The sequence below is a fragment of the Gemmatimonas aurantiaca T-27 genome (genome assembly GCF_000010305.1).
Lineage (GTDB): Bacteria > Gemmatimonadota > Gemmatimonadetes > Gemmatimonadales > Gemmatimonadaceae > Gemmatimonas > Gemmatimonas aurantiaca.
In genome coordinates, this window is the sequence record NC_012489.1 from 3,528,678 (window position 1) to 3,551,017 (window position 22,340).

The following is a 22,340-nucleotide window of genomic DNA, read 5'->3' on the forward strand; positions in this document are numbered from 1 at the left end:
TCAACGACCAGGCGCGGGGGGAAGCGCGTCGACGAACTTGATGATCTGTTCACGCTGCGCCGCCGTGGGAATGCGGCCGATACCACCACCGATATTGTCGATCATGTTCTTCGCCTGGCTGGTGGCCGGCGTGATCGCCGTGACGGCGGGGTGCGCGAGGATGAACTTGAGGAACAACTGCGCGTAGGTGGTGGCGTCGAACTCCTTCGCAAACTCCGGCAGCGGTGTGGTGCCAGCGCGGCGGAAGAGACTCGTGCGACCAAATGGCGCATACACCAACACGGCGATCTTCTTCTCGATGGCCAACGGCAGGATCTTCTCTTCCACGCCACGGTTGTCCGCTGCGTAGTCGATGCCGATGAAATCGAGCGGCTCATTGCGCATCACCTGTTCCAACTGGCCGTACTGACTGTCGCTGGTGGTGGTGATACCCACGTACCGGACCTTGCCGGCCTTCTTGAACTCACGGGCCACGGCGAGCTGGGTGGCCGGATCGCCCATGTTGTGCACCTGCATGAGATCGACCTTCGGCTGCTTGTAGCGGGCAAGCGAGGTTTCGATCTGCGCGCGCGCGGCAGCAGGATCGGCGGTGCCGGTGCCACGACCAGCCACATTCACCTTGGTGGCCCAGAACATCTTCTTCGTGATGCCCATGTCGTTCACGAGTTTGCCGGCCACTTCTTCGGAAGCACCATACGACGGCGCCGTATCGAACACGCTGGCGCCGCGATCGGTCATGGCCTTGAACACTTCACGAAGGGCCGTGACGTCTTCGGTGCGGGCCACCGAGGAGAAGGTGGCAGAGCTGCCCAGTCCAATGACCGGCAGTTTTTCACCGGTGGATGGGATGGCGCGCTGAAGGAGTTGTCCCTGGGCGAGCGCGGAGAGCAGACGTGGCGTCAGGCTCAGCGTCGCACCGACACCAGCGGCGGTGGCAAGGAAGTCTCGACGATTGACCATGGCGGGAACCTCGGCAGAGGCGGCGGGATGTGAAGCGCTCGAGCACGGAGCGTGGGCTCCGCGGAGCAGAAGGTACGACATAGATCGCGGTCGTGCTCGCCATCTGTCCCGCCGGAGGGCGGCCGGTGAGATGGCATTTATATGTAGACGGCGAAGAATCACTACCCGTTAATGGGATTCGGGCAATGACCGAATCGTGACCGAGATACGCCGGCGACTGTAGGGGATCGGTGATTGTACCATGGGGCCGAATACCACTCATCACGCCTCACACCGCGCTGTGAATCGAGTTGGTATCGCCCGCTGCAAGGGCGTGCCCGGGCGTTCGGGGACGACGTTACACGCCGTTTCCACACTGTTGCGGCGCTTCGGCTCCTGAACCGAATCGGGCCAACTATCGCTTCATCTCGCTCTTCGGCCGGTGAAGCGAATGCCATCGCGGAGTGCATCGCACCGCGCCGAGTTCGTGCCCCTCCGTCGATTCTGATTCCAGGAGCTACAAGGATGTTGCGCCTTGCCTCTGCGTGCTGCGCCGCCATCGCGACCATGGCGATGCCGTTCGCGTCTTCCCGACTGCCCGCGCAGTCTCCACCTCCCCAGGCACCCGTCACGACGCCGAACCAACAGGCAGCGACGCTGACCGGTCGTGTGATCGATTCCACCACGGCCCAGCCAGTCGCCGGCGTACAGCTCGTCATCGTCGGCACCTCGTTGGGCGCGCGCACCGATATGGACGGACGGTTCCGCATCTCCCGTGTCCCTGCCGGTGAGCAGCGGGTGCGGTTCACGATGATCGGCTACAGCGCCATCGAGCGCCGTGTGTTGGTGACGGCCGATCAGGGCGCCACACTCGATGTGCGCATGCAGTCGGTGGCCACGCGCCTGAACAACATGGTTGTGGTTGGCTATGGCACACAGAAAGCAGCGACCGTCACCGGCTCCGTGAGCGCGGTACAGGGCTCACGACTGGAAGCGATGCCGTCCCCGAACCTCTCCAACATGCTCGGCGGCACATTGCCCGGCGTGGTGTCCGTGGCATCGAGTGGTCAGCCCGGCGCTGATGGCGCCACCATCCGCATCCGCGGCAGTCGCACGCTGAACGACAATTCTCCGCTTGTCGTCATCGATGGTGTGCCCGATCGCGCGGGTGGCCTGGATCGCCTCAATCCGCGAGACATCGAAAGCATCAGTGTGCTGAAGGACGCCTCGGCGGCCATCTACGGTGCACGGGCCGCCAACGGCGTCATCCTCGTCACCACCAAGCGCGGCTCCACCGGTCAACCGGAGCTCACGTTCAGCGCCGACTACGGCTCCAACCGACCGGCCCGTTTGCCGGAGATGACCGATGCCGTGACGTACATGACGATGCTGAATGAAGTCGATCAGTATCGTGGCGTGGCACCGCGTTACTCAGCGCAGCAGATCGAAAACTTTCGTGCCGGCAGCGATCCGTGGTTGTATCCGAACACGGATTGGTTTGCAGAAGTCATCCGGTCTTCGTCGCCACAAAGCCGCGCCGATGTCTCGCTTCGTGGTGGCGCCGAACGCATGAAGTACTTCCTCTCGCTGGGGACGCAGTCGCAGGACGGCTACTACGAGAACACTGCCAGCCGGTACAACCAGTACGCCTTTCGCAGCAACATCGACGGCAAGGCCACGGATCATCTCGACATCCGGTTCGATCTCACCGGACGTCTCGAGGATCGCAACAACCCGAACCGCCCGGCGAGCGAAATCTTCCGCGCGATCATGCGCGGCAAGCCGAACCTGCCGGCGTATTGGCCAAACGGCCTGCCCGGCCCCGATATCGAATACGGCAACAATCCGGTCGTGATCGGCACACCGGCCACGGGCTATGACCGCGACCAGCGCTTCTACGTGCAGGGGACGCTGAACGGCACGCTGGCCATTCCGGGGGTGAAGGGGCTCACGGTACGGGCCGGTGCCAACTACGACCAGATGTTCGGCTATCGCAAGCAGTGGCGCACACCCTGGACACTGTACACCTGGGACGGGCTCGCGCGTGATGCGAGCGGGCAGCCGTTGCTCCAGGCCGCGCAGCGCGGGTACAACGCCCCAGAACTGCAGCAGGACAACGAGCGCAACAACGGTGTGCTGCTCAATGTGGTGACCGACTATCAACGTCAGATGGGACGCCACAGCCTCGGCCTGATGGCCGGCGCCGAACGGCAGACCATCGACTACTCCAGCATGGCTGCGTTCCGGAAGTTTTTCCTCTCCGATCAGCTCGACGAGATTTTCGCTGGCGGCGATGCGGAGAAGCAGAATGGCGGAAGCGCCGGGTTGGCCCGACGTCAGAACTACTTCTCGCGCATCAACTACAACTTCGCGGACCGTTATCTGATCGAGTTCGTCGGTCGGTACGACGGGTCATACATCTTCGCGCAGGATCGCCGCTTCGGATTTTTCCCCGGGGTGTCGGGTGGCTGGCGTCTGTCGGAAGAGTCGTTTGTGCGCAACACCCTGCCGATGTTCAACGACCTCAAGTTGCGCGCCTCGTGGGGACGCACGGGCAACGATCGGATCGACCAGTGGCAGTACCTCGCGTCGTACGGCTATGGCAATGGCTACGTGTTCGGCGTGAATCAGGAAGTGAAGAGCATCTACCCCACCCGTACGCCCAATCCGGACGTCACATGGGAAGTGGCCAACCAGGCCAATCTGGGACTCGATGCCTCGCTGTTCCACGATCGCCTGTCCTTCACGGTGGACTACTTCACCGAGAAGCGCGACGACATTCTCTGGTTCCGCAATGCATCCGTGCCGCAGTCTGCCGGACTGGTGTTGCCACGCGAAAACATCGGCAAGGTGGATAGCCGTGGTGTCGACGGTTCTGTCACCTGGCGCCAGAAGCTGAGCACCAACAGCTCCTTCGATGTGACCCTGAACGGCGGTGTCACCAAGAATACCATTCGGTTCTGGGATGAAGCGCCCGGTGCGCCCGAATGGCAGCGCTCCACCGGCTCGCCGATGAACACGGGGCTCTACTATCGCTCCATCGGTGTGTTCCGTGATCAGGCGGCGGTGAATGCCTATCCGCACTGGGCCGGCGCGCGTCCGGGAGACCTGATCTTCGAAGACGTCGATGGCGACGGTGCGATCACGACCGACGATCGTGTGCGTATCGGTAAGACTGGAGAGCCGACCTTCACCGGTGGTTTGATGTTCACGGGCCGCTTTGGCGGTTTCGATGCCACGGCGTTTTTCGCCGGTGCGACGGGGGCCACACAGTATCTGGCGACGGAATCCGGAGATCTCGGCAACTATCTCGCCGACTACGCCGACAATCGCTGGACGCCGGAGAATCCGGACGCCACGCAGCCGCGCACGTTCAACGGCGGCGAATACTGGCGCAGCAATGCCAACACGTTCTATCTGCGCAACGCCGACTACCTCCGCCTCAAGACGCTGGAGATCGGCTATCGCCTACCACAGCGCCTGCTGTCGACGATGCGCGTACGCCAGGCCCGCGTGTACGCCAGCGGCCTCAATCTGCTCACCTGGGATCGCATGAAGCTCATGGATCCCGAGGCCCGCAGTTCTTCGGCACAGTACTACCCGCAGGCCCGGGTTTTCAACTTCGGCACTTCCTTCACGTTCTGAGCCAGAGATCCCATGCCGCTCACACGATTCTTCACGGTCGCCATTGCGGGTCTCAGTACCTGCGCCGCCCTGGTGCTCTCGGGGTGCGACAACTCGATCCTCGAAGCCACACCACGAGACCAGCTCTCCAACCGCGCCGTCTTTGCGGACCCCAATCTGGCGGAAGCTTCGCTCAACGACATCTATCGCGGTGTCGGCCATGGTCTGAACGGCACCACGTTGTGGTCGCTGACCGACGATGGTCACAACACCCGTTTTGGTGGCACGACGCAGCACATGCAGTCGCTCATCACGCCATCGAGCCTTGGCACGATGGGCGGCGGTCGTTTTGATCACTACCTCTGGGGACCGCTGTACAAGAGCATCCGCAATACGAACATCTTCCTCACCCAGATCGACAGCGCCACATTCGACGAAACACGCCGATTGCGCATGAAAGGCGAGGCGTTTTTCCTGCGCGCCTACTTCTACCACAACCTGCTGCGCATCTATGGCGGCGTGCCCATCATCAAGCAGGTGTATGAGCTGGATGATGATTTCGTGATCGCCCGCAACAGCTTCGAACAGACCGTGGAAGCGGTGGTGGCCGATGCCGATTCAGCCGCGGCGCTATTGCCGGTGGCACAGAGTGCGACGGCACTTGGCCGAGCCACCAAAGGTGCAGCGCTCACGCTCAAGGCACGCACGCTGATGTACGCGGCCAGCGATCTGGCCAACCTGAATCCGGGCCGTTTGCCGGAGACGGGCTACACCACCCCCGGCGATCGGGCAGCCAAGTGGCGTCGGGCCCAGGCGGCCGCCAAGTCCGTCATCGATCTCGGCGTGTACAGTCTGTTCCGGGGCAACCCGGCGCAGGGTGAAAACACCGCCGACAACTACGCCGCGCTGTGGCTCAATCCGACCAACAGCGAAGTCATCTTCGGCCGGTATTTCCTGGCATCGCGAGGCACGGTCGATATTCCCAATGTCGGCCGCTACGACGGACCGAACGGCTACCACAACTGGGGATCCAACACGCCGACCCAGAACCTCGTCGATGCCTACCGCATGGCCGATGGTTCGAAGTTCTCGTGGAACAACCCGGTGCATGCCGCCAGTCCGTACGCGAATCGCGACCCGCGCTTCTATGCCACCATTCACTTCGATGGTTCGAAGTGGGTACCGCGCCCCAGCGACGCGGTGGCGCTCGACCCCGTCGGCATCATTCAGACCTTCACGAAGGTGACGTTGCCCAACGGCAACACCGTACCCGGCCTCGATTCCCGGGCGGGCCCGATCGAGAACTGGAACGGCACGTACTCCGGCTACTACAAGCGCAAGGCGATCAATCCCGCCGTCGATCACCAGTTCGTCTCACAGGAAGTGCCGTGGTACTTCTTCCGCTATGCCGAAGTGCTGTTCGACTACGCCGAAGCATCCATCGAACTGGGCGACGAAGCCGCGGCTCGCTCGGCCATCAACCAGGTCCGTCGTCGCGCGGGTATGCCGGCGATCGATGGGGCATTCACGGGTGCGGCACTGCGCGACGAGTATCGTAACGAACGTCGTATCGAACTGGTGTTCGAGGAGCAGCGCTATTTCGACGCACGCCGCTGGATGATCGCACCGCAAGCATTCGGTGAAGCCGCGCACGGCATCGATATCACCGCGCAAGCCACCAACGCGCTCGATCGCTCCACCTACCGCAACTACACCTACAAGCTGATCGACGTGGAACCGCGTGCCTGGAACGACCGGATGTACTTCAATCCCATCCCGCGCGACGAAATGAATCGCAACAGCCTGCTCAAGCAGAATCCCGGCTACTGAGCCGCGACCACTTTCTCACACGACATTCGCATGAGCAACGATTTCGATTTCCGCCAACTCCTCGGGGTTGGCGGAAGCCGACGCGATTTCCTGCGCGTCGGTGGCAGCGCGGCGGGCCTGATCATGCTGGGGACGCTCCCGGCCACCCGATCCGATGCACAGCGCCGCATTCCCGACTTTCCGTTCACTCTGGGCATCGCATCCGGCGACCCGACGTCGACCGGCGTGGTGTTGTGGACACGCCTGGCGCCTGACCCGCTCCGAGGTGGTGGCATGCCAGCGCAACGTGTGCCGGTGCGCTGGGAATTGGCCGACGACGAACAGTTTTCGCGCATTGTGCAGCGTGGCGACGTACTCGCATTGCCGGAGCTCGCCCATTCGGTGCACGTCGAAGTGGAAGGACTCGCCCCCGATCGTGGCTACTGGTACCGCTTCATTTCCGGCGGCATCGTGAGCCAACTGGGCCGCACACGAACCGCTCCCGCGCCGGGTGCCAAGGTTGACCGTCTCGATCTGGTGTTCGCCTCGTGCCAGCACTACGAGTCCGGCTACTACACCGCGCATCGCCACCTGGCCTCGGAGGATGTGCGACTCGTGGTGTTCCTTGGCGACTATATCTACGAAGGCGGTGCATCGCCGAGTGGGGTGCGCCGACACACCGGTCCCGAGATCATGACACTCGAGGACTATCGCAACCGGTACGCACTGTACAAGAGCGATCTCGACCTGCAGGCATCCCACGCGGCGTTCCCCTGGACGGTGACCTGGGACGACCATGAGGTGGACAACAACTACGCCGGCAGCATTTCCGAACGGTACGATGCGGCGGATGCATTTCTTATGCGGCGCGCGGCGGCGTATCAGGCGTATTACGAACACATGCCGCTGCGCCGTGCGTCGATGCCCAAGGGGGCCGACATGCGGTTGTATCGTCGCTTCCAGTATGGTGATCTGTTGTCGCTGAGCATGCTCGATACGCGGCAGTACCGTACGGACCAGCCCTGCGGCGACGGCGTGACGCCGCACTGCGCGGAGTCGTTGTCGCCCGAAGCCACCATCCTCGGCACGGAGCAGGAGCGTTGGCTGGTCGACGGCTTCGCCGCATCACAGGCTCGCTGGAACCTGCTTGGCAATCAGTTGCCGTTGGCGGACATCGACCGCATCGCCGGTCCGGCCGTGGGCTATCAGATGGACCAATGGACGGGATACAGTCGCTGCCGGGATCGTGTCGTCGCGGCGATGCACGCCCGCAAGCTCGCCAATCCCATCGTGGTCACGGGTGACGTGCACCAGAGCTGGGTCGCGGACTTCCATCTCGATCCGGCAAACAGCAAGTCGCCGATCGTCGGGACGGAGTTCGTGGGCACGTCGATCACGTCGGGAGGCGACGGCGCCGCGATGCCCGCTTCCGGGCAGGCCATTCTCGACGAGAACCCGCACGTGCACTACTACAATGCCCAGCGCGGCTACGTACGATGTGCCATCACGCCAGACCGGTGGCAGAGCGACTATCGTGTGCTGACGCAGGTGTCACGGCCCGATCAGCCCATTCGCACGGACCGCTCGTTCGTCGTGGAAAACGGACGCCCGGGCGCGCAGAAGGCGTAGCCGAGCCGAAGGACCTGCTCATCACCGCCAGCCGTCTGCTCGAGGCTGGCGGTGACATTGGTCACAAAACCCGCCACCCCATTGGTCGCCTCGAGGCGCAGGGCGGGCGTGGAATGGCACGTTGCCTTCTCTTCGCTGGTCCGGCAAGTTGGTGCGAGCCATCCCCACCCACTGACGGACGTGACATGACCACCGCGGGCACGCCCGACGATCTTCTCGCCGTCCTTCAGAGCGGCCGCCGCGACGCGCTCGATGCCCTCGTGCCACTCGTGTACGATGAGCTGCGTGTCATTGCGCATCGGCATCTCGCGGCGCGTGGCAGCAATGGCACACTCGCCACCACGGCGCTCGTCAACGAAGCCTATATCAAGCTGGTCGATCAATCGCGCGCGGGATGGCGCGATCGTGCGCACTTCCTCGCCCTCGCCGCCGTCGCGATGCGCCATGTGCTCACCGACCGTGCCCGCGCGCGTGTTGCACTCAAGCGGGGTGGCGTGCGACAGCGGGTATCGCTGGATGAGCAGGCGGTGGCGGATGACGCCGAGCCGGAGCAACTACTCGAGATCGATGATGCCTTGCATCACCTGGCCACCATCGACGCGCGACTGGCCCGGGTGGTGGAGCTGCGTTTCTTCGGCGGCCTCAGTGAAGAGGAGATCGCGGAGGCACTCGACGTGACCGTGCGGACCGTGCGACGTGACTGGGTCAAAGCGCGTATGCTGCTGCGGCAATCGCTTGGAGTCGCGGACGGATTGTGAGCCGACCACCGGTCTCCGCCGAGGAGTGGAAGCGTCTGGAGCCCGTGCTCGATGCCGCGCTGGCCCTGCCTGCCGATCGCCGACCGGCGTACCTGCACGCCGCCTGTGGTGACGATGCCGACATGCGGCTCATGCTGGAACAAATGTTGGCCCATGCCGACACACCGGACCCGTTGCTCGACCTGCCGGCCTCCGAACGGTTTGCCGCGCTCCTCGCATCGGGCATATACAACGCCCGCATCGCTGATACATCGGATGGGTTGACGGAGGGACTGACGGCCGCACTCGCTGGCCGCTACGAGATCGTTCGGGAAATCGGACGCGGTGGCATGGCGACGGTGTACCTCGCCCGCGATGTACGACATGATCGTGAGGTGGCGCTCAAGATGTTGCGCCAATCAGTGGGCACGCTACTCGGCGCCGACCGCTTTCATACGGAAATCCGCGTCACCGCCAGCCTGCGACACCCGCACGTGCTTCCGCTCTTCGACTCCGGGGAAGTCGAGGGACGTCTCTTCTACGTGATGCCCTATATCGAGGGCGGCTCACTCCGTGATCTGCTCGATGGGGTAGGACCGATCGGCGAATGGACTCCGCGGCGCGGACGACTGCCGGCCCCACAGGCGCTGCGTATCATGTCGCAGATCGCGAGTGCTCTGGCGGAAGCTCATGCACGTGGCGTGGTGCATCGGGATCTCAAGCCGGAAAACATCCTGCTCACCGGGAGTGGCGAACATGCGTATCTCGCCGACTTCGGTATCGCTCTGGCGGCGGCGCACGATCCCATCGGCCGGGTGACCCGCCCCGGCTTTGTGCTTGGCACGCCGACCTATATGAGTCCGGAGCAGTTGCGCGGCGAACCGGACCTCGACGGACGCAGCGACATCTACTCCATGGGGCGCGTGCTGCACGAGATGCTCGTGGGCACGCTCCCCCCCGATGGCGGCCTTCCTCTCGATTCGCCGCTGCGATCCACGCCAATGGGTGCGCTGGTCACACGCGCCATTGCACCGGCGCGGGACCAACGATTCCCATCGGCCAGTGAGCTGGTGCGTGCGATCGAGGACGCCTCCCGTGTGCTCGCCAGCGCGCCTTCCTCCTCCACACCGTCGTCTGCCCGTCTCATCGGCGCGGCAAACGAAACAACGGCCGAAGCAATCACCACGCCATCGTCGCACCAAGGCGATGCGGATGCGCGGGCCTTGTTACGATCCAGGCGCACGACACGCATCGCAGCCGGTGCGCTGCTCACCGCCGCCGCGGTGTTCTGGCTGACGACCCGTGGACACGACCGTTCGACGGAGCCCGTCATCGATCCCGATGCCGTGGCCGTGCTCCCCTTTCGTCTCGACGCCGGCGATGAATCGCCCATGCTCTCGGGCGACAACACGGCGCGTTTGCTGTACGACGCGCTGGCCCGATGGGAGCGGCTGACACTCAGCGACGAAATGCGCGTCGCCGACGCGATGCGCACGGACCGACGGGCTGCGGATACACTCTCGGTGGAAGGCGCGCGGGGTGTGGCACACCGATTGGGAGCCGGGCGTTTTGTCTGGGGTGAAGTATCGACGCTGCAAGGTGGGCTGCGGGTGCGGGCGCAGCTCTACATGCCTGGGCGCAGCGAGCCGTACACGCAGGTGGTGCACATGGCGGCGGGCGCCGACGTGGCCAGCGCATTTTCCATCCTGGCCGACTCCCTCGTCGCACGACTGGCCGGCGCACCGGGCGGTTCTCCCCCAGCGATCGGCACCCGCAATTTCGAAGCGCTGAAGCGCTACGCCGACGGGCATGTCGCACTGAGCACGTGGGACACACGTGCCGCGGAGGAACAGTTCCGCGCTGCGATTGCACTCGACTCGGGGTTTGCGCAGGCCTCGCTGGCCCTCGCACAGAGCATGGCCTGGAGCGGACGGGCACGCCCTGCCGCGTGGCGGGCATCGGCGGCACGTGCCGTCGCCGATTCGATGCGATTGCCGGCGCGCGAGCGCGGACTCGCACGTGCCTTGCTCGCGTTGGGGGAATCGCGCGCCAATGACGCCTGTGCCGAGTACCGGGCGATGCTGTCGCGCACCCCCAATGACTTCGCCGCACAATATGGCATGGGCGAATGTCTCTCCTACGATCGCCGTATCGTGCGGGACACGACCGACACCACCCAATGGCGCTTTCAGGCGAATCGTACCGAAGCCATCGCGGCCTACTCACGCGCGCTGGAGCTGGTGCCGTCGTACTTCGAGGCGGCCCGTGGCGCGGCGTTCTCCGCGTTGGCCCGTCGCGTGATTTTCACCGGCGAGACCGACTATCGACAGGGATTCGCGTTGGCTCCCGATACGGTGCGCATGGGCGCCTTTCCCGAGTTGCGTGGCGACTCCGTGGTGTATCGTCCACTGCCGATGGCCTCGTTGTTTCGCACGCCGGCACCAGCGACACACCGCGCCGCGATTGCGCGCAACCGGGAGACACTGCGAGCGCTCACCGCACGCTGGACACAGTCGCATCCCCGCAGCATGTCGGCCTGGTTGCGACATGCCGAAGCACTCGAAGCACTGGGTTCACTGGAATCCGAGGGCCCCGGTACCAGTGGCGCCTTGCAGGCCGTTCGTACCGCACGCGCACTCGCCGCCACCGACGCCACGCTGCCCGGCGATCTGCGGGCCAACGCGGCCGCGACGGAAGTCCGCGTGTTGCTCAAGCTCGGGCGATTCGACGACGCACGACTGGCGGTGCGCACCGCACTCGCCGATACGACGCAGTACACCGAAACCTTGGCCGCTGCAGCCGACGGCACCGATGACCAGAGCGGACTACCCGTGCTCGCCGCATTGGCCGCACTCACGGGGCGCGCGCAACTGGCGGCGCGACTGCTCGAGATGATCGCCGTCCGGGCGCAGTCCACACTCTGGCTCGTGCCGTCCGGCAGTGACCTGACACCACCCGCGCCCGTGTTGCGTGCGGCCGGAATGTTTTCTGCGTATGCGGCTCTGGGCGCCCCAATCGACAGTGTACGCGGAACGCGCAGTCGTGTGGAGCGGGAGATCGCGACCTGGGTGCCCCGCGACGCCACAGAGCGCGTGCGAGCGCTGCTCCTGGCGCGCAGTAGTATGCTGGCGCAACCCGGGCTTGGCACGGCCGCGCTCAACGGACTCAGTGAACCCGAACCGTACGACGATCTGCTCGTGCTCTGGCAGCAGGTGGCGCGTGGAGACACCGCACCGGTGCATGCACGCCTGACGGCTCCCTCACGAGCGCCCGTGCAAAACGTGGCGCGGGCCCCGGAGTGGCTCGTGCAACGCGCCCAGTTGGCCATCGCCCTGCGGGATACCAGCGTGGCGATGGGGCTGCTCGATGAACTCATCGCCTCGCTTCCCGCGCAGCTCGAACGCCTGACCCGCGAACACCAGGCCGCCGCAGCCGTGGGGCGCGCCCTGATACTGCGCGCACAACTGCCCCGGGGCGCGGGCGACGCCCCCCGCAAAGCTGCTCGTGCCGTGTCTTCCCTCTGGGCTGATGCGGATCCGCCACTCCGGGCCATGGCCGCCGCCGCTGCCGCGCCGCATCGTTGATATCCCCGAACCACCTTCCGAGGAGTCGTACCATGGATGGCACGTCAATACTCGCCGCACCATTTGGCGCACACCACAGCCCCTGTCGCAACGTGAGTCACAACGCCCGTCGCCGATCGTACACCGCACTGGTGGCGAGCCTGCTGCTGCAGTGTGTGGCATCGACCACGGTGGCGACGACACTGTCGGCGCAGCGGGCCAGCAATGTTTGGCGCGACGATTTGCTCAAGGTCGCGCGGGCTGCCGCATTTGGTCCTGAGCGTACCCCGGTCGCCGATCCCACGGTCCCACGCGGCTTCTCCACCGCTGGCATCCCGGAGGTGACGTTTGCGGCAGCGACGGGACCGCGTGGCAAAGCCGGTGTGGCCGCGCGCATCACCAGCAAGACCGCCTATCCGAAACTCGGCATCCCGGCGGGTGTGAGCTATCTGTGGGTGGACGTGCGGCCACCAGTACGCATGGCCATCATTCCGGCCGATGCTGCCCGCCCTGCGTACTGGCTGCCCGCCACGCCCCACCACACCATTGTCGGTGCGAGCTCCAACACCGATGCCTTGTGCAAGGCCAATCCGCTCGCCACGCAACTCGGTACCCGACGTCCCACGGGCGCCACGCAATTGATGATGGGTGCATGCACCTGCGTGGATGGCGTGTGGATGCACGCGGAAGGATTCGGGGCCGAGCTGTCGCAGATCAATTCGCGTGTCCTGCTCTCTCCGTGAATGCGCCAACGGAGAGCGCAGGAACACCCGTGAGACAGGACGCGATCAGGCGTTGAGCAACCAGCGATAGCCGATGCGATAGGAACCGCCGTGACCAACGATGTTGCCGGTGCGCAGACGACCGCTGTCGCCATCGTTGCCGAACTCGTTCTCACTCATCAGGCGGGCACGGATCCCGTACGGCGGGAACGCATCATCGGAGATGAAGACGCTGACCAAACCGCCCACCGCGTTCACGACGGCGCCAGCGATCGCGCCGGCCGTCGGGGTCGCGACGGTGCTCACCGCAATCGTGGTGATCGTCGACAGGGCGCTGGTCAGCGCACGTGCCGCGTCCGCATCGTCCTGATCGGACTCCACCAGTTGCAGGATACCGTACATCGTCTTCGGATAGCCCGAGGTGCTGCGCAGGCTGAACTGACCGAATGGCAGTTCACCGACGCTGATGTACGTACCGTCTTCGAAGTTACCGATGAAGCGCGACTTGATCACCTTGGTGTTGCCGCTCGCACCAACGATCACACCGCCGAGCACGATGTCATCGGCACCGCCGCCCTCGGGGTTGGTTTCGTCCACGCAGTGGATGGCACGCAACACGAGATCCATCCGGGAGTACCGCGAGCCACCCGAACGCGGCACCGCGTTGGCGCCGGCGAACGACGACGCATCGTCGTCACGCTCACCCACGGTCACGCGCTTGAGTGCGGCGCCACCAGCGATCGGACGGGCCAGCTTGAGATCGAGTGAGGCCCGCGTGAAGTCCACATTGCCCAGTGGTGCGGTCATCTTGGCCAGGCGGGGCTTGTCTTCGGCCAGAGCGCGCAGCCGCGGCGCCATGCGGGCGAAGGCCTTCGCTTCGATGTCACGCACCGCATCGATGGCCGCACCTTCCGGCGTATCCGAGCGCGTGGGGCCGGCATACTTGAGCGGGTCGAGGCGATTGAACAACCCCTTGAGCAGCAGACCGGTGGCGGCGTGCGCCGCGTCTTCCGCCTGCTTGCGTTCGGCGCCTTCGAGCATGCTGGTCGTGAAGCGTTCCACAACCGGTGCGGCGTCAAACTCACGGGCTTCGGTGGCCGTCAGCACCTTCTGGTTGGCGACGGGCCGGGTCTTGATGGTCTTCGTGTCGGGCATGGTAGGATTCCTCAGGCGGGTGTCGTATCCGATGGCGTCGTAGGACGCCGTGGCCGGAAGGGCTCACACCTTCCAACACGGAAGAATCCTGAAAAACAGGACATGCATTCATGAAAGTCGCTGAAGCACGCACATTGATTGCTGACGCACCGATCGGACGCGGTGCTCCCCAGCAGTGGCTGGACCTCGGCAGTGGGGCCGGCACCTTCACGCTCGCGCTGGCCGAACTGCTGCCGGCCGGCAGTCACATTCTGGCAGTGGATGTCGATGCCGGGGCTCTGCGGACCATCCCGGCCGTGCACGCCGGCGTCGTGATCGAAACCCACATCGGCGACGCACAGTCGCCGCCACGCCAGTCGGCAGATGGTGTGCTGCTGGCGAACCTCCTGCATTTCGTGGAGGATCAACCCACCATGCTCGAACGGCTCGCGACCGTGGCCCCACTGGTCCTGCTGGTGGAATACGACAGTGAACGGCCCAAGCCCCCATGGGTGCCGTACCCAGTGTCCCGCACACGTGCCATCAATCTGTTCCGCAGCGCGGGCTATTCGCAGTCCGTCGATCTTGGCAGTCGGACGTCTCGATATGGTCCTGAGCGGATGTATGCGATGGCGTTTCAGCAACAGCCGCCATCAGCGTAGGACTACCGATCCGGTTTCGCCCTGCCCACCACGATGGTCACGTTGTCGGAGCCGCCGCGTTCGAGCACCATGGCCAGCAGCGTATCGCACAACTGCTTCGCGGACTCCATGCGCCCGCACTCCACGGCGATTTCTTCGTCACTCACGTGTTTGGTGAGGCCATCGCTGCACAGCATCACCACACAGCCGCGTTGCTGCACATCCACCCGGGAAATCACGGGCATCGCATCTTCGGCCCCAATGGCGCTCGACAACACGTGATTGAGCGGCGAATTGTGGGCCCGCTCCGGCGTGAGTGCCCCGCGGTCGATCATTTCCTGGGCCAGCGTCTGATCACGCGTCACCTGCCGCAGCATGCCGTCCTGAAACTGATAACAGCGGCTGTCACCCACCTGCAACACGTACAACCACGGCCACACCACAATGCCCACCGACAGGGTGGTGGCCATCTTGCGACCGTCGAGTTGCAGGACGGCCTGTTCGCGGACCCGGCGATGGGCCTCGATGGCACCATCGAGCAGCGTGGCGGTGAACTCGTCTTCACCGGAAGAACCCGCGGCGTGCCAGCAGTGCATGGCGGACGCGAAGTGTTCGGTGATCGCGATGGTGGCCAGTCGGCTGGCTTCCCGGCCATCGGCGCTGCCTCCCACGCCGTCCGCCACGAGCATGATCGTGGCCACCCGCTCCCCCCGCAGAGCGAGCGCGGCAGGATCGCTCAGGCTGGTGCCATGCACCACCACCTGAGGGTGCACAGTGCAGAGCAGGAACTGGTCCTGGTTGCTGGTGCGCACCAACCCGAGATGGGTCACGCCATGCAGGTCGAGTTCGTCGTCCCGAGGGCGCGCGGCAGGCAGGGTGTCCAATGGCGCTGACATGAGTGGACTATCGCACGTCGGGCAAAGGGCCGGCAAGCGGCGAGCCCTGCCGTCTTTCCCGTTCGTCCTGCGGGTGATCCAGTCGTCCCACCGGGGTCGTACAATGACCTGGTCAGGCGCCGCGCCCCGGACTCAGACCTGTTCACCCCGGGGAGGATCGCCGGCGGCTTCGAGCGTCGCCCATTCCTGGTCCGAATAGAGACGCGACCGCGTCAGGAACCGCAGCCCTTCAGGGGTTTCCACGGAGAAGCCGGCTCCGCGCCCCGGCACCACATCAATGGTGAGATGGGTGTGTTTCCAGTACTCGAATTGTTCGCTGCCAATGTAAAACGGGGTGTCCGCAATGGATCCGAGGTAGACATCCCGGGACCCAATGCGGAATTCGCGACGGGGATAACACATGGGGGTACTCCCGTCGCAACACCCACCCGACTGATGAAACACCAGTGGACCGTGCTGCGCCTGCAGCGTGTGCAGCAAGGCTTCGGCAGCCGGTGTCACGCTGACACGGGCCACGGGTGTCGTCATCGCGTCGGACATGCTCAGAAGAATCCGAGCGCGTTCGGGCTGTAGCTCACCAGCAGGTTCTTGGTCTGCTGGTAGTGGCTCAGCATCATCTTGTGATTCTCACGCCCGATACCCGACTGCTTGTAGCCACCGAACGCGGCATGCGCCGGATACAGGTGATAGCAGTTGGTCCACACACGACCGGCCTTGATGGCCCGTCCGGCACGATAGCAGGTGTTCATGTCGCGGGCCCACACGCCGGCACCCAGTCCGTAGAGCGTGTCGTTGGCGATGCTGATGGCATCGTCGAGATCCTTGAAGCGCGTGACCGATACCACCGGACCGAAGATCTCTTCCTGGAAGATACGCATGCTGTTCTTCCCTTCGAAGATCGTGGGCTGCACGTAGTAACCACCAGCCAATTCACCGTCGTGCACCTGTCGCGCACCACCGGTGAGCACCTTGGCGCCTTCCTGCTTACCGATGTCGATGTAGCTCAGGATTTTCTCGAGCTGATCGTTCGACGCCTGCGCACCCACCATGGTGTTCGGATCGAGCGGGTGCCCCAGCTTGATCTTCTGCACCCGATCGATGGCGCGCTCCATGAACTTGTCGTAGATGCTCTCATGCACGAGCGCACGTGACGGACAGGTGCACACCTCGCCCTGATTCAGCGCGAACATCGCGAAGCCTTCCAGCGCCTTGTCGAAGAAGGCGTCGTCGGCATCCATGATGTCGGGGAAGAAGATGTTCGGCGACTTGCCGCCCAGCTCCAACGTCACCGGCAGCAGGTTTTCCGAAGCGTACTGCATGATGAGACGGCCTGTGGTCGTTTCGCCGGTGAACGCCACCTTGGCAATCCGATTGCTCGACGCCAACGGCTTGCCGGCTTCCACGCCGAAGCCCTGCACCACATTGAGCACACCAGGCGGCAACAGGTCGGCGATCAGCTCCACAAACGCCATGATGGCCACCGGTGTCTGCTCGGCGGGCTTGAGCACCACCGCGTTGCCGGCGGCGAGGGCCGGGGCAAGTTTCCACACCGCCATGAGCAGTGGGAAGTTCCACGGAATGATCTGGGCCACCACACCCAACGGCTCATGGAAGTGGTAGGCCACCGTGTCGGCATCGAGTTCACCCGCCGTGCCTTCCTGCGCACGCAACACGCCACCGAAGTAGCGGAAGTGATCGATGGCCAGCGGCAGGTCGGCGGCCTTGGTTTCGCGGATCGGCTTGCCGTTGTCGATGGTCTCGATGACGGCGAGGGCCTCGAGATTCTCTTCGAGACGGTCGGCGATCTTGTTCAGAATGATCGCGCGTGCGGTGGCCGAGGTGCGCCCCCATGCTGGCGCGGCCTTGTGCGCGGCGTCGAGAGCGAGCTCCACGTCTTCCGCCGTGGACCGCGCGACGTCGCACAGATGCTGCCCCGTGATCGGGGTCGGGTTACTGAAGTACTGCCCACGCACGGGGGCACGGAAAGCACCGTCGATCCAGTTGTCGTAGCGCGCCTTGATCGGGATGGTGATGGCGTACTGCGCGGCGCCCTGCGGCAGGGTGGCGGCGTGGTCCGGCTTGGCGGTCGATGCCATGATGCGTTCGCCTCGGTCGTTAAGACCCGGTTGGAGATTCCGTCGGCCGGCAGGAAGGAGCGCCGGCGATGAACGTCTACATGGCAATGCGAATGCCTGAGTGAAGCGGTAAAGAGTTCCGGGTGGACCGTTGCGCGTGGTATACCGCCAACTCGTTGACGGTGAGGAAGTTGTGGGCTTTTGACAGTGAGCGGTGGGCTGGCGCCGCAAGGCCACGAACCGTGTCGCGCGACACCTGCCGCCGAGACATTTGCTCCACATTGCGACATCTGTCGCGCGACAATTCCAGTGGAACAGCGGGGGGAACACAGAAGGCGCAGAAACAGGGCAGATCCAACTGATACAAACCACAAAAAATGAAAATGTGGTCTCTGTGCGATCTGCTCTGTTTCTGTTCAATCAGTGTTCCCCCCGCTGTTCGCAAGCCAGCGCTCCGGGCGCTTCACCAGTGCGCAGAAAGCACATCCGGGCGCGGTCAGGTCCATCGGACATTGGGACCACGTTGTCCCTGTGACAGATTCGTGAGATGCCGCCGTTCGCCTCCAGGTCACCTCGCTCCGCGTCGTTGCTCACTCTGCGCGCGGGCCCCCACGCGCTCCGTCTGCTCCGCGAACGTGGATTGCGTGCCCATGACGTGGACGTACTTCCGGGCGCTTCCGGCGGCGCCAAATGGCTCGCCATCGCCGGGCTCGATCGATACCTGTTCGGACATTTCCTGCAGGGGCCACGCGAACGCCCGCTCCATGGCATCGGCAGTTCCATCGGAAGCTGGCGTCTCGCGGCACTCGGCCAGCGTGACCCGCTCGCCGCACTGGCACGTGGGCACGAGGCCTACATCCATCACCAACGCTACTCGCCTCGACCCGGTCCGGATGAAGTGACCCGGGTGTTGTCTGCCTGCCTCGATCATCTCCTGGGTGACACCGGCGCCGCGGAACTGCTCACCCACCCGTGGCTACGCACGCATGTCATCACAACCGAGGGGCGAGGACTCGCCGCCAGCCCCCGTCGAGGGGCGATCGCGACCGCACTCGCGCTGGCCGCGGCGTCCAATCTGGTCACCCGCCGATCACTGGGCATGCAGATGACGCGGACCATCTTTCACGCGGCCAATGTGACCTCACCGTTCGCCACACTGCGTGACCTGCCCACGACGTTCCGCACACTCACCAGCGACAACGCCCGCGATGTGTTGTTGGCCTCGGGCTCCATTCCGTTGCTGTTGCATGGCGTGCGCATCGCGGGTGTGCCCGGTGTGCATTGGGATGGTGGCATCACCGACTATCATCTCGACCTGGCTTTTGGCGAGGGAGAGGGTTTAGTGCTGTATCCGCACTTCTACGCGCACGTAGTGCCGGGATGGTTCGACAAGGCACTGCCGTGGCGACGCGCCACGGGAACCAACTTTGCACGCGCCCTGCTGATCGCACCGTCGGCGGCGTTTGTCGCTTCACTTCCTGGAGGCAAGATCCCCGATCGACGGGATTTCTATGACCTGCCGGAACACGAACGCATGCGACGCTGGACACAGGTAGTGCAACAAAGCGAAGCACTGGGCGATGAGTTGCACGCCCTCATCGAGAGTGGACACATCGCCGATGTGGTGCAACCATGGACGGCGGCACAGCGCTGAAGGAAAACACAGAACGCGTCAGCGAAGAAGCGCGCGATGTGCCTACCGCACCTGATGCACAGCGGCCAGACATACACGTGCCGACTCGGCGGCATCGGCGACTCCTGGTGAGCGTTGCTGCGCCTGTTGCGCGGCGTCTGCTGCCCCGGCCTCGCGCGGTGACAGCGTCACCGCCAACGCCGCCAATGCCGCTGGCTGCGACGCGAGCGATTGACCGGATGCATCGCCGAGACTCTTTGCCCGTGCCTGCGCCGCCGCGAGCGCCGGTCCATCGCGTCGCACCTGTGCGTCCAGCGCATCCATCAGCACCAACAGCGCATCGCCAGCGCGCGACGACGGTGTGCGGCCCTCGAGACCACGCAGCGCCACCCGACTCGCCTCGAGGGTAACGGGATCGCAGGTGGTGAAAGCCCGCACCGCATCACGGTAGGCGGCCAACGCGCCGGCGTCTGGTACGCCGGCATCGGTCCCTGCGGGGGCATCGAGCAACGACAGCGCGCCCGGAACACTCCACAGGGCCACACGCGACACCATCATGCGCAGTTCGTCCGGTACATCCGGAGCCGCGCGCACCTCCGCGATGCTGGTGTGTGTGCGCTGATGTCGCAACGACAACTGCAGCGTGGCACCATCCGGTGTGCGTGTGGCCGCCAGCTCCAGGCACAACTGCACAGGAGTCGTCGCACCGCACCGCTCACCACGCGGCATTGGTACGAGTCTCAGATCGCGCTGCGCAGCGAGGCGTTCCCGCAACGCATCGACGGTGCGGGCAACCGGTCCATCAACGACGGAATCACCCGTCAGGACCGATGCCAGCGCGATGTGAATGGGGGCGCCGGCCGCCGCCGCGGGCCCTGCCGGCGCGACCGACGCCTCGAGCGGAATCTCTACCCGTTGCGGGCGCGAGAGATACCAGCCGATGGTCGCACCCACGACCGCCACGATCGTGATGGCCGCGGCCCAGCGGGCTGGCTTGTGCGTGAGGCGACGGTGCGCCCGGGGTTCCTGCGACATCCCTGATGGTGATCAGCGGACCGGACTTTGACCACCGCACCGTGCCGTCCGCCCGCAACGGACATGGCCGAGGACCTCCGCGTAGCCCTTTGGCAGCAGACCGACGCGGGTGATCTTTCCCCCGTGACTTCGCAAGAGAACTCGCCCGCGCTCGCCCGCTATCTGGCGTTCCGTCGCTCGCTGCCACCACGTCCGCCACTCGAGCGGCGAACCGTGCGCGCCCGTGGCATCGACTTCGCCGTGTATCTCACGCCGTCGGTGCCCGATGTGCCGCCATTGTTGTGCGTGAACGGCGGGCTGTTGTTCGACCACAAGCTGCTCTGGCCGGCCCTCGCGCCGCTCGCCGCCTCGCGCCAACTCATTTTTTACGACCAGCGCGGCCGTGGCGATTCGGGCGTGCCTCCGGGAATGCAGGCATCACGCATCGAATTCGATGGTGGTGACATGCCCGCGCTGCGCACCGCGCTGGGTATCGACCAGTGGGATGTGCTCGGGCATTCATGGGGCGGCGGTATTGCCATGCTGGGCGCCTCGGCCGAAGCCGCACTGCAGCGCAGCGCCTCTTCCGCTGGCTTACCGGCCATCCGCCGGTTGGTGCTCGTGAATGCCGTGGGTGTAAGCAGCGAATGGCTGCCCCCGTTGCACGAAGCCGGCCTCGCACGCTTATCGGCCGCTGCCCGCGACCGTCTGGCCGCGCTCGATCCGGCTCGGCTCACCGTGCCGGACCTCGCGTTCCACGCCGAGTATGCCCAGGCGTTTTTCCCCGCGTGGTTTGCCGACCAGCAGTTTGCCGCCAGCGTCAACCCGCCCCTGGGTACCAGCGCCACGGGCGCGGTCATTGCGGCGCGACTGCGTCGAGACGGCTATGACTGGCGCTCGGCCCTGCGTGACGTGGCCCCGCCAACACTCGTCGTTCACGGTGCGGCAGATGTGCTGCCGCTGTCGGAAGCGACGCGTACCGCCGCCCTGCTCGGCGAGGCGCAGGTGGTGCCGGTCGAGGAGGCGGGCCACAATCCCTTCTGGGAAGCTCCCGACGCGTTTTTTGCTGCGGTGCAGGCCTTTCTCGGAGGCGCACCACTTCCCTGACGCGCCACGATGAAGCCTGCCGAAACCCTGCTCGCCTGTTGTGTGGTTGGTCTCGCCTGCTTCATCGGCGGTCAGGCCATGGCATCGGCCGACGACGCGCCCCGCATGGCGCCCACGCAGCACGAGTCGGACGGCGCAATCGATCTGCGGTCGGGACGGGTGCCCATGAAGCGCCCGAGCCTCCATGGAGAAGAGCTGCTGGTCAGTGTCCCGCTACTGACCCCCAACGAGCGCCCGGCCATGCCCGTGGAGGACATTCGGCAGCGCCTCTCGCTCGGCATGGACGGCACCTATCTCGGCGACCTGCTGCTGGCCCGGGACTCGGCGATCGCCAGATGGCCCGATCGCACCACCCGTCCACTGCGGGTGTTCATCCGCGACGGTGAATCCCTGAGTGCGTGGAATCCCGATTTCCTGCCGGCGGTACGCGACGCCTTCGATACCTGGGCGCAGGCCGGCCTGCCGCTGCGATTCACCTTCGTGATCGATTCGGCCAGCGCCGATGTGCACGTCCGTTTCGTGGACGGCTTCGCCAATGGCATCAGCGGTCGCACCGTGTGGAGCCGAGACGCCAACTACTGGCTGGTGGCCAGCGACATTCAGCTTGCCGTGTTGCACGCCGGCGGCACCACGGTCACTCCGCCCCAGATGCGCGCCATCGCGCTGCATGAAGTGGGACACCTCATCGGCCTCGATCACACTGTGGGCACCGAGGACATCATGTCGGCCCGTGTGCGGGTACGGGAGTTGAGCGAGGCCGATCGTGCCACCGCGCGACTCGTCTATGCGGTGCCGGCTGGCGTGGTGAAATGAGTCG

16 protein-coding genes are annotated in these 22,340 nt (G+C 64.9%); 10 read left to right on the forward strand and 6 right to left on the reverse strand.

Going from position 1 to position 22,340, the window contains the following annotated elements:
• Positions 1-960 (reverse strand): aldo/keto reductase, encoded by a 960-nt coding sequence (locus tag GAU_RS15320; protein ID WP_015894807.1) that lies wholly within the window; start codon positions 958-960, stop codon positions 1-3.
• Between the two features lie 504 nt (positions 961-1,464).
• Between GAU_RS15320 and GAU_RS15325 the strand changes: the two genes are divergently transcribed.
• The 6 genes from GAU_RS15325 to GAU_RS15350 all read left to right on the forward strand — a co-directional run bounded on the left by GAU_RS15325 (position 1,465) and on the right by GAU_RS15350 (position 13,044).
• Positions 1,465-4,584, forward strand: a complete 3,120-nt coding sequence (locus GAU_RS15325; RefSeq protein ID WP_156799076.1) for a SusC/RagA family TonB-linked outer membrane protein — start codon at positions 1,465-1,467, stop codon at positions 4,582-4,584.
• Positions 4,585-4,596: 12 nt separating this feature from the next.
• Positions 4,597-6,393: a RagB/SusD family nutrient uptake outer membrane protein gene (locus GAU_RS15330; RefSeq protein ID WP_015894809.1), complete on the forward strand. Its 1,797-nt coding sequence runs from the start codon at positions 4,597-4,599 to the stop codon at positions 6,391-6,393.
• A 30-nt stretch (positions 6,394-6,423) separates the two neighbouring features.
• Positions 6,424-8,001, forward strand: a complete 1,578-nt coding sequence (locus GAU_RS15335; protein WP_015894810.1) for an alkaline phosphatase D family protein — start codon at positions 6,424-6,426, stop codon at positions 7,999-8,001.
• A 185-nt stretch (positions 8,002-8,186) separates the two neighbouring features.
• On the forward strand, positions 8,187-8,759 hold the full coding sequence (locus GAU_RS15340; RefSeq protein WP_015894811.1) for an ECF-type sigma factor: 573 nt from the start codon (positions 8,187-8,189) through the stop codon (positions 8,757-8,759).
• A complete protein-coding gene (locus GAU_RS21175; protein ID WP_015894812.1) occupies positions 8,756-12,322 on the forward strand; it encodes a serine/threonine-protein kinase in 3,567 nt (1,188 codons plus the stop codon). Before GAU_RS15340 ends, GAU_RS21175 begins: the two co-directional genes overlap by 4 nt.
• A 32-nt stretch (positions 12,323-12,354) precedes the next feature.
• Entirely contained in the window at positions 12,355-13,044 is a 690-nt protein-coding gene (locus GAU_RS15350; RefSeq protein WP_015894813.1) for a hypothetical protein, read from the forward strand.
• 45 nt (positions 13,045-13,089) lie between these two features.
• Here GAU_RS15350 and GAU_RS15355 read toward each other — a convergent pair whose 3' ends face one another.
• The gene (locus tag GAU_RS15355; RefSeq protein ID WP_015894814.1) at positions 13,090-14,178 is read right to left on the reverse strand and encodes a hypothetical protein; all 1,089 of its coding nucleotides are present in this window, start codon (positions 14,176-14,178) and stop codon (positions 13,090-13,092) included.
• Positions 14,179-14,288: 110 nt separating this feature from the next.
• Between GAU_RS15355 and GAU_RS15360 the strand changes: the two genes are divergently transcribed.
• Positions 14,289-14,819, forward strand: coding sequence for a class I SAM-dependent methyltransferase (locus tag GAU_RS15360; protein WP_015894815.1), 531 nt, complete (start codon positions 14,289-14,291; stop codon positions 14,817-14,819).
• A 2-nt stretch (positions 14,820-14,821) separates the two neighbouring features.
• On the opposite strand, the gene GAU_RS15365 is transcribed toward GAU_RS15360, so the two are convergent.
• From GAU_RS15365 to adh, 3 genes are all read right to left on the reverse strand, one after another.
• Positions 14,822-15,694 (reverse strand): PP2C family protein-serine/threonine phosphatase, encoded by an 873-nt coding sequence (locus GAU_RS15365; protein WP_015894816.1) that lies wholly within the window; start codon positions 15,692-15,694, stop codon positions 14,822-14,824.
• Positions 15,695-15,826: 132 nt separating this feature from the next.
• Positions 15,827-16,234, reverse strand: a complete 408-nt coding sequence (locus GAU_RS15370; RefSeq protein ID WP_197525992.1) for a DUF779 domain-containing protein — start codon at positions 16,232-16,234, stop codon at positions 15,827-15,829.
• Between the two features lie 2 nt (positions 16,235-16,236).
• The gene (gene adh, locus GAU_RS15375) at positions 16,237-17,790 is read right to left on the reverse strand and encodes an aldehyde dehydrogenase (protein ID WP_015894818.1); all 1,554 of its coding nucleotides are present in this window, start codon (positions 17,788-17,790) and stop codon (positions 16,237-16,239) included.
• A 565-nt stretch (positions 17,791-18,355) separates the two neighbouring features.
• Between adh and GAU_RS15380 the strand changes: the two genes are divergently transcribed.
• Positions 18,356-19,423 (forward strand): alpha/beta hydrolase, encoded by a 1,068-nt coding sequence (locus tag GAU_RS15380; RefSeq protein ID WP_041266737.1) that lies wholly within the window; start codon positions 18,356-18,358, stop codon positions 19,421-19,423.
• Between the two features lie 42 nt (positions 19,424-19,465).
• On the opposite strand, the gene GAU_RS15385 is transcribed toward GAU_RS15380, so the two are convergent.
• Positions 19,466-20,437 carry a hypothetical protein gene (locus GAU_RS15385; RefSeq protein ID WP_015894820.1) on the reverse strand — a complete coding sequence of 324 codons (972 nt, stop codon included), beginning with the start codon at positions 20,435-20,437 and terminating at the stop codon, positions 19,466-19,468.
• Positions 20,438-20,560: 123 nt separating this feature from the next.
• Here GAU_RS15385 and GAU_RS15390 point away from each other — a divergent pair, with 123 nt between their 5' ends.
• Both GAU_RS15390 and GAU_RS15395 read left to right on the forward strand, forming a co-directional pair.
• A complete protein-coding gene (locus tag GAU_RS15390) occupies positions 20,561-21,523 on the forward strand; it encodes an alpha/beta fold hydrolase (protein ID WP_015894821.1) in 963 nt (320 codons plus the stop codon).
• A gap of 9 nt (positions 21,524-21,532) precedes the next feature.
• Entirely contained in the window at positions 21,533-22,336 is an 804-nt protein-coding gene (locus tag GAU_RS15395) for a matrixin family metalloprotease (protein WP_015894822.1), read from the forward strand.
• The last annotated feature ends 4 nt before the right edge of the window (positions 22,337-22,340 follow it).